Origin of the sequence: Citrobacter freundii complex sp. CFNIH4 (genome assembly GCF_002934505.1) — a bacterium.
GTDB classification, from domain to species: Bacteria; Pseudomonadota; Gammaproteobacteria; order Enterobacterales; family Enterobacteriaceae; genus Citrobacter; species Citrobacter freundii.
Genome location: NZ_CP026231.1, coordinates 3,172,606 through 3,185,595 on the forward strand (window position 1 = coordinate 3,172,606; position 12,990 = coordinate 3,185,595).

Consider the following 12,990-nt stretch of genomic DNA (forward strand, 5'->3'; position numbering starts at 1 on the left):
TGAGGTGCTCCAGTGGCTTCTGTTTCTATCAGCTGTCCCTCCTGTTCAGCTACTGACGGGGTGGTGCGTAACGGCAAAAGCACCGCCGGACATCAGCGCTATCTCTGCTCTCACTGCCGTAAAACATGGCAACTGCAGTTCACTTACACCGCTTCTCAACCCGGTACGCACCAGAAAATCATTGATATGGCCATGAATGGCGTTGGATGCCGGGCAACCGCCCGCATTATGGGCGTTGGCCTCAACACGATTTTCCGCCATTTAAAAAACTCAGGCCGCAGTCGGTAACCTCGCGCATACAGCCGGGCAGTGACGTCATCGTCTGCGCGGAAATGGACGAACAGTGGGGATACGTCGGGGCTAAATCGCGCCAGCGCTGGCTGTTTTACGCGTATGACAGGCTCCGGAAGACGGTTGTTGCGCACGTATTCGGTGAACGCACTATGGCGACGCTGGGGCGTCTTATGAGCCTGCTGTCACCCTTTGACGTGGTGATATGGATGACGGATGGCTGGCCGCTGTATGAATCCCGCCTGAAGGGAAAGCTGCACGTAATCAGCAAGCGATATACGCAGCGAATTGAGCGGCATAACCTGAATCTGAGGCAGCACCTGGCACGGCTGGGACGGAAGTCGCTGTCGTTCTCAAAATCGGTGGAGCTGCATGACAAAGTCATCGGGCATTATCTGAACATAAAACACTATCAATAAGTTGGAGTCATTACCTTGGGATATGAGGCGCTATTTCCGCCTGAAATGGCGGAGGTTAACCCGGCAATCCTTGCCGCGCTGTCGCCCAACGCTGACGAAAACCACGATTTCTTCTCGGGTTCCGGTTCATCCTATGTGATGGGAAAAGCGGTCGAAACTGAAGATGACGACTGGAATTTCTAGCACCCATTTTCACGGGAAATACCGTACATTTTTCGCGGAAATATTTTAACAGGATCACACTTTTGTCGTGCAAATATAATTGTGTGATCTACACTCAATATCAGACGCATTATTCGCCTGCATTCCAGCAATTCAGGCGACTTTTCATTGCCATTTACAAAAAATATTAAGCCGCTCACATTCGCGCTCAGCCCTTATATCACGGGAAGTCCCGCCACCTGACCTTTGGCAATATTCATGCCACAACCAAATTCAGGGTTGTCTCAGATTCTCAGTATGTTAGGGTAGAAAAAGGTCACTATTTCCATCAGGTAATATATCGATATAAACAAATAACAGGAATCATTCTATTGCATGGCAATTAAATTAGAAGTTAAAAATCTCTATAAGATATTTGGAGAGCATCCGCAGAGAGCCTTCAAATATATTGAAAAAGGACTTTCAAAAGAGCAGATTCTGGATAAAACGGGGCTATCGCTTGGCGTTAAGAACGCCAGTCTGGCCATTGAAGAAGGCGAGATATTTGTCATCATGGGATTATCCGGTTCGGGTAAATCCACAATGGTACGCCTTCTCAATCGCCTGATTGAACCCACCCGCGGGCAGGTATTGATTGACGGCGTAGACATCGCCCGGATATCCGATGCTGAGCTTCGCGAGGTGCGCAGAAAAAAGATTGCGATGGTGTTCCAGTCCTTTGCCCTGATGCCGCACATGACGGTGCTGGACAATACGGCATTCGGCATGGAATTAGCCGGTGTTGGTGCGGATGAACGTCGTGAAAAAGCGTTAGATGCGCTACGTCAGGTTGGTCTGGAGAATTATGCTCACGGATACCCGGATGAACTTTCCGGGGGTATGCGCCAGCGTGTAGGCCTCGCCCGCGCATTAGCCATTAACCCTGATATCTTATTAATGGATGAGGCCTTCTCAGCCCTCGATCCATTAATTCGTACTGAGATGCAGGATGAACTGGTAAAACTACAGGCGAAGCATCAACGCACCGTGGTCTTTATATCGCATGATCTCGACGAAGCTATGCGTATTGGCGACAGAATTGCCATTATGCAAAACGGTGAAGTGGTCCAGGTCGGCACGCCGGATGAAATCCTGAATAATCCAGCCAATGATTATGTACGCACCTTCTTCCGTGGCGTTGATATTAGCCAGGTCTTCAGTGCGAAAGATATTTCACGCCGTAGCCCCGAAGGTTTAATTCGTAAAACGCCCGGGGTGGGTCCACGTTCGGCGCTGCAATTATTGCAGGACAAAGATCGCGAATATGGTTACGTGATCGAACGCGGCAATAAATTCGTTGGCGTTGTTTCAATCGACTCCTTAAAAACAGCGTTAAGTCAGGCGCAAGGTATTGAAGCAGCATTGATCGATGAGCCGTTAGCCGTAGATGCACAAACTCCTCTCAGCGAGTTGCTTTCTCATGTCGGCCAGGCCCCGTGCGCGGTGCCGGTTGTTGATGAGGAACAGCAGTATGTGGGCGTCATTTCAAAACGCATGCTGTTACAGGCTTTAGATCGTGAGGGGGTAAACAATGGCTGATCAAACTAATCCGTGGGATACCACACCAGCGGCCGACAGCGCCGCACAAACTGCCGATGCCTGGAGCACGCCATCCGGTGCGCCCACTGACGGCGGTGGCGCGGACTGGCTGACCAGCGCCCCCGCGCCGGCACCAGAGCATTTCAATATTATGGATCCGTTCCATAAAACACTGATCCCACTGGACAGCTGGGTCACAGAGGGGATCGACTGGGTCGTTACCCATTTCCGTCCGGTCTTCCAGGGCATTCGTGTCCCGGTGGATTACATTCTCAACGGTTTTCAGCAGCTGCTGTTAGGTATGCCAGCCCCGGTGGCGATTATCCTGTTCGCGCTGATTGCCTGGCAGATTTCCGGCGTTGGGATGGGCGTTGCTACGCTGATTTCCTTAATTGCCATCGGTGCCATCGGCGCGTGGTCGCAGGCCATGATAACCCTGGCGCTGGTGTTGACCGCGTTGCTGTTCTGCGTGGTGATCGGTCTGCCGATGGGGATCTGGTTGGCGCGCAGTCCACGGGCAGCAAAAATTGTTCGCCCGCTGCTGGACGCCATGCAAACCACACCCGCGTTTGTCTATCTGGTGCCGATTGTCATGTTGTTCGGTATTGGTAACGTCCCGGGCGTAGTAGTGACGATTATCTTCGCCCTGCCGCCAATCGTACGTCTGACTATTCTGGGGATTAACCAGGTGCCAGCCGATCTGATTGAAGCCTCGCGTTCGTTTGGTGCCAGCCCGCGTCAGATGCTGTTTAAAGTGCAGCTCCCGCTGGCAATGCCCACCATTATGGCCGGGGTTAACCAGACGCTGATGCTGGCGCTCTCAATGGTCGTCATCGCGTCGATGATTGCCGTGGGCGGGCTGGGTCAGATGGTTCTGCGCGGAATTGGTCGTCTGGATATGGGGCTTGCCACCGTCGGCGGAGTTGGGATTGTGATCCTCGCCATCATTCTGGATCGCCTGACGCAGGCCGTTGGTCGCGATTCGCGTAGCCGTGGCAACCGTCGCTGGTACACCACTGGTCCCGTTGGGCTTATCACTCGCCCTTTCACGAAGTAATTCACCCGTTGCCCGGTGGCGCATTGCTTACCGGGCCTACACGTCCCTCCAATAATTAAGGAACAACGATGCGACAGAAAGCAATTATTGCCACAGCGTTTGCCACCCTTGTCTCCACCAGCACTTTCGCTGCCGACCTGCCGGGCAAAGGCATTACCGTACAGCCAATCCAGAGCACTATCTCTGAAGAATCCTTCCAGACGCAGTTAGTCGCCCGTGCGCTGGAGAAACTGGGTTACACCGTTAACAAAACCAGCGAAGTTGACTACAACGTCGGCTATACCTCCATTGCCTCTGGCGATGCAACTTTTACCGCCGTGAACTGGCAGCCGCTGCATGATGATATGTACGCCGCAGCGGGCGGAGACAAAAAGTTTTATCGCGAGGGGGTATTCGTTACGGGTGCCGCACAGGGTTATCTGATCGACAAAAAAACCGCTGAGCAGTACAAAATCACCAATATCGCCCAGTTAAAAGATCCGAAGATCGCCAAAATCTTTGACACCAACGGTGACGGAAAAGCCGATATGATGGGCTGTTCACCGGGCTGGGGTTGTGAAGCAGTAATCAACCACCAGAACAAAGCCTTTGATCTGGAAAAAACCGTCGAGGTCAGCCACGGTAACTATGCAGCGATGATGGCTGACACCATTACCCGTTTCAAAGAAGGTAAACCCATTCTTTACTACACCTGGACACCGTACTGGGTCAGCGACGTAATGAAGCCGGGTAAAGATGTGGTCTGGCTGCAGGTGCCGTTCTCTTCCCTGCCTGGCGAGCAGAAAGATATTGATACCAAGCTGCCAAACGGCGCCAACTACGGCTTCCCGGTGAACACGATGCATATTGTCGCCAATAAAGCCTGGGCGGAGAAAAACCCGGCTGCGGCGAAACTGTTTGCCATCATGAAGCTGCCGCTGGCGGATATCAACGCGCAAAACGCAATGATGCACGACGGGAAAGCGTCTGAAGCCGACGTGCAGGGTCACGTTGACGGCTGGATCAAAGCCCACCAGCAGCAGTTTGACGGCTGGGTGAACGAAGCGCTGGCCGCGCAGAAATAACCCACTCGCAGGCCTGATGAGCGTAGCGTCATCAGGCACAATAACCATACCAATGCCGGATGGTGGCGCGATGCGCCTTATCCGGCCTATCCACCCTCCTCCAATCGCACAATCCATCACTCAACAAATCAGCAACATTTAATCACTTCCGTTATGATTGTTTTCTGCTATCCATTATTCAGTTGAAAACCATGACGAAAACAACTCAGGGACTTAGCCCTTCGCTAATCCTGTTAATGTCTATCGCCACCGGCCTCGCCGTCGCCAGTAACTATTATGCGCAGCCGCTGCTCGACACCATCGCGCGCAACTTTTCGCTCTCTGCCAGTACCGCAGGGTTTATCGTCACCGCGGCCCAGCTCGGCTACGCCGCCGGCCTGCTGTTCTTAGTGCCGCTCGGCGATATGTTTGAACGCCGGATGCTGATTGTCTCCATGACGCTGTTAGCGGCTGGTGGCATGCTGATCACCGCCAGCAGCCAGTCGCTGGGTATGCTGATCCTCGGTACTGCCCTGACCGGGCTGTTCTCGGTAGTGGCACAGATTTTGGTTCCGCTGGCGGCAACGCTTGCCACACCGGACAAGCGCGGTAAAGTTGTTGGGACGATTATGAGCGGCCTGCTGCTAGGTATTCTACTGGCGCGCACCGTGGCGGGATTACTGGCGAATCTTGGCGGCTGGCGCACCGTATTTTGGGTCGCATCAGTATTAATGGCGCTGATGGCGGTTGCACTGTGGCGCGGCCTGCCGAAGATGAAATCCGATACCCATCTCAACTATCCGCAGCTGTTAGGCTCCGTATTCTGCCTGTTTATTCACGATAAATTGCTGCGTACCCGCGCGATGCTGGGCTGCCTGACTTTTGCCAATTTCAGTATTCTGTGGACCTCGATGGCGTTTTTGCTCGCCGCGCCGCCGTTTAACTATTCGGAAGGAATGATTGGTCTGTTCGGTCTGGCGGGTGCCGCAGGGGCGTTAGGCGCACGTCCGGCGGGCGGTTTTGCCGATAAAGGTAAATCCCACCTGACCACAACTATGGGGCTGCTATTACTACTGCTCTCCTGGCTTGCTATTTGGTTTGGGCATGCTTCAGTCCCCATGCTGATTATCGGTATTCTGGTGTTGGACCTCACCGTTCAGGGAGTGCACATCACCAACCAGACGGTTATCTATCGCATTCATCCTGACGCGCGTAATCGCCTGACCGCCGGATACATGACCAGCTATTTTATTGGCGGAGCGGCAGGTTCGCTGATTTCAGCCTCTGCCTGGCAGCATGCCGGGTGGGCTGGCGTTTGTCTGGCAGGTACGACCGTTGCCATACTCAACCTGTTGGTCTGGTGGCGAGGTTTTCACCGTCAGGAAGCCGTAAATTAAGCGTATAACGCATGTTTACCGCTGATTGGGCTCCACAGGGTGTTAAGGAGCCCATCAGTCTGCTAAGGTTATAACTCATTGAACCAAGTTATATTAATTTCGGTAATGAAACCTATAACCCTATGGAAAGCCCTGTACCCCAGTCTGAATCCAGTTCGGCAACGTTAACGGAAGGATTCAAAGACAGCCTGCCAATAGTTATCAGCTATATTCCGGTCGCTTTTGCATTTGGTCTCAATGCCACTCGCCTTGGCTTTACGCCGGTTGAAAGCGTCTTTTTCTCCTGCATTATCTATGCGGGAGCCAGCCAGTTTGTCATTACCACCATGCTCGCCGCAGGCAGTTCGCTGTGGGTCGCCGCGCTAACCGTCATGGCCATGGATGTCCGTCATGTTTTGTACGGCCCTTCCCTGCGTAGTCGGATCACCCAGCGACTGAGTAAACCCAAAAGCGCGCTGTGGGCTTTTGGCCTTACCGATGAAGTCTTTGCCGCTGCAACGGCGAAACTGGTACGGGATAACCGGCGCTGGAGTGAAAACTGGATGATCGGCATTGCGCTATGCTCCTGGGCCTCCTGGGTGTTTGGTACGGTGCTCGGCGCGTTTTCCGGCAGTGGTTTACTCAAAGATTACCCGGCGGTTGAAGCGGCACTGGGCTTCATGCTCCCGGCGCTGTTTATGAGCTTCCTGCTCGCGTCATTCCAACGAAAACAGGCGCTTTGCGTGACTGCGGCACTCGCCGGGGCGCTGGCTGGCGTCATGCTGTTTTCCATCCCTGCCGCTATCCTTGCAGGTATTGTCTGTGGATGCCTGACGGCGCTCATCCAGTCATTTTGGCAAGGAGGTCCTGATGAGCTATGAAGTTCTGCTACTTGGCCTGTTGGTCGGCTGCGTAAATTACTGTTTTCGCTATTTGCCGCTCCGTCTTGGGGTCGGCAATGTTCGCCCGACGAAGCGCGGCGCGACGGGCATATTACTCGACACTATTGGCATTACATCAATTTGCGCCCTGCTGGTGGTGTCTACCGCGCCAGAAGTGATGCACGACGCTCGTCGGTTCGTGCCTACTCTGGTGGGGTTTGTCATACTGGGTGCAAGCTTCTATAAGACCCGCAGCATCATCATTCCAACGTTACTGAGTGCTCTGGGCTATGGATTAGCCTGGAAAATGCTGGTTGTCTTATAGATAAAAACAATCATTTTAAATTAATAATACATTTACTTTATTTGTCACTGTCGTTACTATATCGGCTGAAATTAATGAGGTTATACCCAAATGGATAGTTCGTTTACGCCCATTGAACAAATGCTAAAATTTCGCGCCAGCCGCTACGAAGAGTTCCCTTATCAGGAAGTGCTTCTGACTCGTCTATGCATGCACATGCAGGGCAAGCTGCTGGAAAATCGCAATAAGATGCTGAAAGCTCAAGGGATTAACGAGACGTTGTTTATGGCGTTGATTACGCTGGAGTCTCAGGAAAACCACAGTATTCAGCCTTCTGAACTGAGTTGTGCGCTTGGCTCGTCACGTACTAACGCTACCCGCATCGCGGATGAGTTAGAAAAACGTGGCTGGATCGAACGTCGCGAAAGCGATAACGATCGCCGCTGTCTGCATCTGCAATTGACCGAGAAAGGCCATGCATTTTTGCAAGAGGTGTTACCGCCTCAGCATAATTGCCTGCACCAGCTCTGGTCGTCTCTTAGCACCACCGAAAAAGATCAGCTTGAGCAAATTACCCGTAAACTTCTGACCCGTCTTGATCAGATGGAGCAGGATGGCGCGGTGTTAGAAGCGCTGCGCTAAGGCGTCGACTCGCTCAGAAATCCAGATTTATAAATGAAAAAACCGACAGGCCAGCACGCATACTGCTGGCCTGTCTGATAAACAGGTCGGCTCAGCCGATGTGAATAAAAAGAAGATCGTGGAGAAAAACATGAGCGCAAATGCGGAGACTCAAACCCCGCAGCAACCGGTCAAGAAGAATGGCAAACGTAAAAGTCTGCTTCTCCTTCTGACCTTGCTCTTTATTATCATTGCCGTGGCATATGGGATTTATTGGTTTTTAGTACTGCGTCATTACGAAGATACAGATGATGCGTACGTGGCAGGGAACCAGGTTCAAATCATGGCGCAGGTATCAGGCAGCGTGACGAAAGTCTGGGCTGATAACACTGACTTTGTAAAACAAGGCGATGTGCTGGTCACCCTCGACCAGACAGATGCCAAACAGGCATTTGAAAAAGCCAAAACTGCGCTGGCCTCCAGCGTGCGTCAGACGCACCAGTTGATGATCAACAGCAAGCAGTTACAGGCCAACATTGAAGTGCAGAAAACAGCTCTGGCGCAGGCACAAAGCGATTTTAATCGCCGAGTCCCGCTGGGCAACGCCAACCTGATTGGCCGCGAAGAGCTGCAACATGCGCGTGATGCCGTCGCCAGCGCTCAGGCTCAGCTTGATGTCGCAATCCAACAATATAATGCTAACCAGGCAATGATTCTCGGCAGCAAGCTGGAAGATCAACCCGCCGTACAACAGGCCGCCACCGAAGTGCGCGATGCCTGGCTGGCGCTGGAACGTACCAGAATTGTCAGCCCAATGACCGGTTATGTATCCCGTCGCGCCGTACAGCCTGGTGCGCAAATTAGCCCAACCACGCCGTTAATGGCGGTTGTTCCGGCCACCAACCTGTGGGTGGATGCCAACTTCAAAGAAACACAGCTCGCCCACATTCGTATTGGTCAACCCGCGACGGTTGTCAGCGATATTTATGGCGATGACGTGAAATATACCGGTAAAGTTGTCGGCCTCGATATGGGAACGGGCAGCGCCTTCTCCTTGCTGCCAGCACAAAACGCGACCGGTAACTGGATCAAAGTCGTCCAGCGTCTGCCGGTGCGTATCGAACTGGATGCGCAGCAACTGGCACAGCATCCTCTGCGGATCGGTTTGTCTACGCTGGTTACAGTCGATACCTCCAATCGTGACGGACAAATTCTGGCAAGCCAGGTCCGCACCACGCCAGTATCAGAAAGTAATGCACGTGAAATCGACCTTGCTCCGGTCAATAAGATGATCGAAGAGATCGTGCGGGCCAACGCGGGCTAATTCAAAGGTGCGTGTGATGCAACAGCAAAAACCGCTGGAAGGCGCGCAGCTCGTCATAATGACGATCGCGCTGTCCCTGGCGACATTCATGCAGGTGCTGGACTCCACCATTGCTAACGTGGCGATCCCCACTATCGCCGGGAACCTCGGCTCTTCATTGAGCCAGGGAACCTGGGTGATCACCTCATTCGGGGTAGCGAACGCTATCTCTATTCCGATCACCGGCTGGCTGGCAAAACGCTTTGGCGAAGTAAGACTCTTTATGTGGTCAACTATCGCCTTCGTCATTGCGTCATGGGCATGCGGGATGTCCACCAGCCTGAACATGCTGATTTTCTTCCGCGTAATCCAGGGTATTGTCGCCGGTCCATTAATTCCGCTGTCACAGAGCCTGTTGCTGAATAACTATCCACCCGCCAAGCGTTCCATCGCCCTCGCGCTATGGTCGATGACGGTGATTGTTGCCCCGATATGTGGCCCAATTCTTGGGGGCTATATCAGCGACAACTATCACTGGGGCTGGATATTTTTTATCAACGTGCCAATCGGAGCTGCGGTGGTATTGATGACCCTGCAAACCCTGCGCGGTCGGGAAACCAAAACCGAGCAGCGGCGCATTGACGCCATTGGTCTGGCACTGCTGGTCATCGGTATCGGCAGTTTGCAGATTATGCTCGACCGCGGCAAAGAGCTGGACTGGTTCGCCTCGCAGGAGATTATCATCCTGACGGTGGTCGCCGTGGTTGCTATCAGCTTCCTGATCGTCTGGGAGCTTACCGACGAGCACCCGATTGTCGATCTCTCGCTGTTTAAGTCGCGCAACTTTACCATCGGCTGCCTGTGTATTAGCCTGGCCTATATGCTCTACTTCGGCGCCATCGTCCTGCTGCCGCAGCTATTGCAGGAGGTTTACGGCTATACGGCAACCTGGGCTGGTCTGGCGTCCGCGCCGGTTGGGATTATTCCGGTGATCCTGTCGCCAATAATCGGTCGCTTTGCGCACAAGCTGGATATGCGTCGGCTGGTGACATTCAGTTTTATTATGTACGCCGTCTGTTTCTACTGGCGTGCGTGGACGTTCGAGCCGGGTATGGACTTTGGCGCATCGGCCTGGCCGCAGTTTATTCAGGGGTTCGCAGTAGCCTGCTTCTTTATGCCGCTGACGACCATTACGCTGTCCGGTTTACCGCCTGAGCGTCTGGCGGCTGCATCGAGCTTGTCTAACTTTACGCGAACGCTGGCTGGCTCTATTGGTACATCGATTACAACAACGATGTGGACTAACCGTGAGTCGCTGCACCATGCTCAGCTAACGGAATCTGTTAACCCCTACAACCCAAATGCTCAGGCAATGTACGACAAGCTGCAGGATTTAGGGATGACGCACCAGCAGGCGTCAGGGTGGATAGCTCAGCAGATCACTAATCAGGGTCTGATTATTTCCGCCAACGAAATCTTCTGGATGTCGGCGGGTATCTTCCTGGTTTTGCTTGGTCTGGTGTGGTTCGCTAAACCACCCTTCGGCGCGGGCGGCGGCGGCGGCGGAGCGCACTAACTATCTGATAAAAGGGATCTGCGGATCCCTTTTTTATTGTGGCCAGCATCAGAAATAATATTTGAATCTCAGGCGTCCGCCGTAACGTGCATCTTCGCTGTTGTCGCCATTGTTCGGATCGGCCTCAACCCATGAGGCATAAGCACCGAGATAGATATTAAAGTTTCTCATATTCATTACGTTAGGGAATAAGTATGAGGCATGGATGGTGTGAATATCATAGCTGCCCGGATCGGTGATCCAGCAGTCTTCCTCGCAAACGGCTTCCAGGTTAGTGGCATTGAAAGCGTCAATGTTGTTATGCGCATAGATATAGCCCAGTTCGAATCGATGCCACAACGCGTTTACCCCAGCGGTAAAATCGGTCTCATCGGTCGCGTCCATATAAGCAGTATTCAGGTTAATCACCGCGCCGTCTTCCGCATCGGTTTTTTGTCCGTCCCAGGTCATGGTAAAACCATACCCCGTACGATCGGACTGATCGATCCACTTCCCGTTCTCATAATAGCCGTAGGCGTTGTTAACGACGTTACTTTCCATCGCCACTGCCGTCGAGAAACGCCCGTTTTGCCAGGCGATCACCGGGCGCACGTAAGCCACGTTTTTATCATTGGTTAAGTCCATCCCGTGGTACTGCTTCTCGGTATAGAGCGTACTGCCATTTTCCATCAATGTATTCACTTCAAAATACCAGTTATCGATGGTTTTACTTATCAGGAAATTACCGCCGCTGTCGCTACGTCCACGCCCCTCTTTCATCATATAAATATAGCCATAGCCATCACTGTAAAGATCATTCGCCGTATTACCTGAATATTCAATAAACGTATCCTGATTCAGCGGGAACATATCGTACGCTTCAAAACGTCCGACCTTAATTTGCCAGTCTTTTTCCTGGCCAAAAAAGAACACTGCATCATCGAGATTCATTTTTCCGGTCAGGTCTGCCAGCGGCTGAACTGAGAATCCGGCGAAATTACCGTTGTTCAGTCGTTGGTAGCCATCAAACCCTAATAGCAGACGCCCGTTGATATCCCAACGTTCATTCGTTCCCGGCGCCCAATCTTTATTTGCTGAAGTTCTGGTTGATGTCAGGCTACCAGAACGGCTTGCCGCATCCATATTAAACTCAACGTCGCCATAGAACTTGATATCGCTAAAACCGGATAGCGTTAACTTGGGTGGATTTTCCGTAGAGGCGGAGGGTTCAGCAGATTGTACTTGCACCGTCGGCGCTGCGGCTACCTGCTGCTGCCTCAGCGAGCGAATTTGCGATTCAGCATCTGCGGCTCGCTGTTCGGCATTAATCACGCGCTGCTCCAGTTCAGCAAGACGCTGTTCAATAGCGGTATTTGCTGCCCAAAGGTTATGCGAAAAGCAAGCGCCGACCACAAGCGCTAAATATTTCACCTTCATTTTTTATCCCTAAAGTTTAATGTATACCAGATAAGATTTGATAAAAACCCCATCCACCAGCGATGAAAAGAGTCTTTTTATTACCTGGATATCTGGCGTATTCCATTATGTTTTTCTATTAATTATTTATGTTTTTTGATTTATGTGATCGGTGTGAGCTGGCATCGTTAATTATCCATTATTTTCTGTTTACCAGATCACGTTTTGTTATTTAACAGGTCACCAATTAATTAGCTTAAATTATATTCCTGTCGTAAATATAATAGATATAGATTATATGACGAAATAAAAAACCCCGGACATAAACCGGGGTTAATTTAAATACTGGAACAGCTAATCAATAAGACTAAATATGCAGTTCCTGCAATTTCTCTTTCGGCAGCGCCAGCTCTTCATTGCTGTTCACGCGTACATCACGCTCCAGAATATGACGCGCGATATCCTGTGCTTCGCTAAGAGAGTGCATCTGATACGTACCGCACTGGTAAACGTTCAGCTCCGGGATCTGGTTCTGATCCTGTACTTTCAGCACGTCCGCCATTGCCGCTTTCCACGCATCGGCAACACGCTGCTCGTCCGGCGTACCAATCAGGCTCATGTAGAAACCGGTACGGCATCCCATCGGAGAGATATCAATAATCTCAACGCCATTACCGTTCAGGTGGTTACGCATAAAACCTGCAAACAGGTGCTCCAGCGTATGGATACCTTTCTCAGGCATGACTTCTTTGTTCGGAATGCAGAAACGCAGATCAAACACGGTGATTGCGTCGCCATGCGGGGTGTTCATCGTTTTTGCAACCCGGACCGCGGGAGCTTCCATCCGGGTGTGATCGACAGTAAAACTATCTAACAACGGCATTTAGCCACCTCCGATAAATTTTTTAAAAATAATCTGAACTCTTTGTTCCGGGGCGAGTCTGAGTATATGAAAGACGCGCATTTGTTATCATCATCCCTGTT

Annotated in this window: 12 protein-coding genes and 1 pseudogene; 11 read left to right on the plus strand and 2 right to left on the minus strand. The window is 51.9% G+C overall.

Going from position 1 to position 12,990, the window contains the following annotated elements; all coding sequences use genetic code 11:
• The first annotated feature begins 12 nt into the window (after positions 1-12).
• From C2U41_RS16215 to emrB, 11 genes and pseudogenes are all read left to right on the plus strand, one after another.
• A protein-coding gene (locus tag C2U41_RS16215; protein WP_095033700.1) for an IS1-like element IS1B family transposase occupies positions 13-710 on the plus strand; the annotation gives its coding sequence in 2 pieces (ribosomal slippage) (positions 13-262 and positions 262-710; 699 coding nt in all).
• 6 nt (positions 711-716) lie between these two features.
• A pseudogene (locus C2U41_RS16220) lies at positions 717-893 on the plus strand (class 1b ribonucleoside-diphosphate reductase subunit beta); the annotation flags it as partial.
• 354 nt (positions 894-1,247) lie between these two features.
• Positions 1,248-2,450, plus strand: coding sequence for a glycine betaine/L-proline ABC transporter ATP-binding protein ProV (gene proV, locus C2U41_RS16230; RefSeq protein ID WP_003037282.1), 1,203 nt, complete (start codon positions 1,248-1,250; stop codon positions 2,448-2,450).
• The gene (gene proW, locus C2U41_RS16235) at positions 2,443-3,507 is read left to right on the plus strand and encodes a glycine betaine/L-proline ABC transporter permease ProW (protein WP_003037285.1); all 1,065 of its coding nucleotides are present in this window, start codon (positions 2,443-2,445) and stop codon (positions 3,505-3,507) included. Before proV ends, proW begins: the two co-directional genes overlap by 8 nt.
• 68 nt (positions 3,508-3,575) lie before the next feature.
• The gene (proX, locus tag C2U41_RS16240; RefSeq protein WP_003037288.1) at positions 3,576-4,571 is read left to right on the plus strand and encodes a glycine betaine/L-proline ABC transporter substrate-binding protein ProX; all 996 of its coding nucleotides are present in this window, start codon (positions 3,576-3,578) and stop codon (positions 4,569-4,571) included.
• A gap of 191 nt (positions 4,572-4,762) precedes the next feature.
• Positions 4,763-5,947: an MFS transporter gene (locus C2U41_RS16245; protein WP_103848303.1), complete on the plus strand. Its 1,185-nt coding sequence runs from the start codon at positions 4,763-4,765 to the stop codon at positions 5,945-5,947.
• Between the two features lie 122 nt (positions 5,948-6,069).
• Positions 6,070-6,807: an AzlC family ABC transporter permease gene (locus tag C2U41_RS16250; protein WP_103848300.1), complete on the plus strand. Its 738-nt coding sequence runs from the start codon at positions 6,070-6,072 to the stop codon at positions 6,805-6,807.
• Entirely contained in the window at positions 6,797-7,132 is a 336-nt protein-coding gene (gene ygaH / locus C2U41_RS16255; protein ID WP_003037297.1) for an L-valine transporter subunit YgaH, read from the plus strand. Before C2U41_RS16250 ends, ygaH begins: the two co-directional genes overlap by 11 nt.
• Before the next feature lie 90 nt (positions 7,133-7,222).
• Complete coding sequence (gene emrR / locus C2U41_RS16260) at positions 7,223-7,753, plus strand: multidrug efflux transporter EmrAB transcriptional repressor EmrR (RefSeq protein ID WP_003037300.1); 531 nt, start codon at positions 7,223-7,225, stop codon at positions 7,751-7,753.
• Positions 7,754-7,883: 130 nt separating this feature from the next.
• Positions 7,884-9,056, plus strand: coding sequence for a multidrug efflux MFS transporter periplasmic adaptor subunit EmrA (emrA, locus tag C2U41_RS16265; RefSeq protein WP_003037303.1), 1,173 nt, complete (start codon positions 7,884-7,886; stop codon positions 9,054-9,056).
• 16 nt (positions 9,057-9,072) lie between these two features.
• A complete protein-coding gene (gene emrB / locus C2U41_RS16270) occupies positions 9,073-10,611 on the plus strand; it encodes a multidrug efflux MFS transporter permease subunit EmrB (RefSeq protein WP_003037306.1) in 1,539 nt (512 codons plus the stop codon).
• A gap of 48 nt (positions 10,612-10,659) precedes the next feature.
• Here emrB and C2U41_RS16275 read toward each other — a convergent pair whose 3' ends face one another.
• A complete protein-coding gene (locus C2U41_RS16275) occupies positions 10,660-12,027 on the minus strand; it encodes a carbohydrate porin (RefSeq protein WP_048232664.1) in 1,368 nt (455 codons plus the stop codon).
• 346 nt (positions 12,028-12,373) lie between these two features.
• A complete protein-coding gene (gene luxS, locus C2U41_RS16280; RefSeq protein ID WP_003037312.1) occupies positions 12,374-12,889 on the minus strand; it encodes an S-ribosylhomocysteine lyase in 516 nt (171 codons plus the stop codon).
• Between the last annotated feature and the right edge of the window lie 101 nt (positions 12,890-12,990).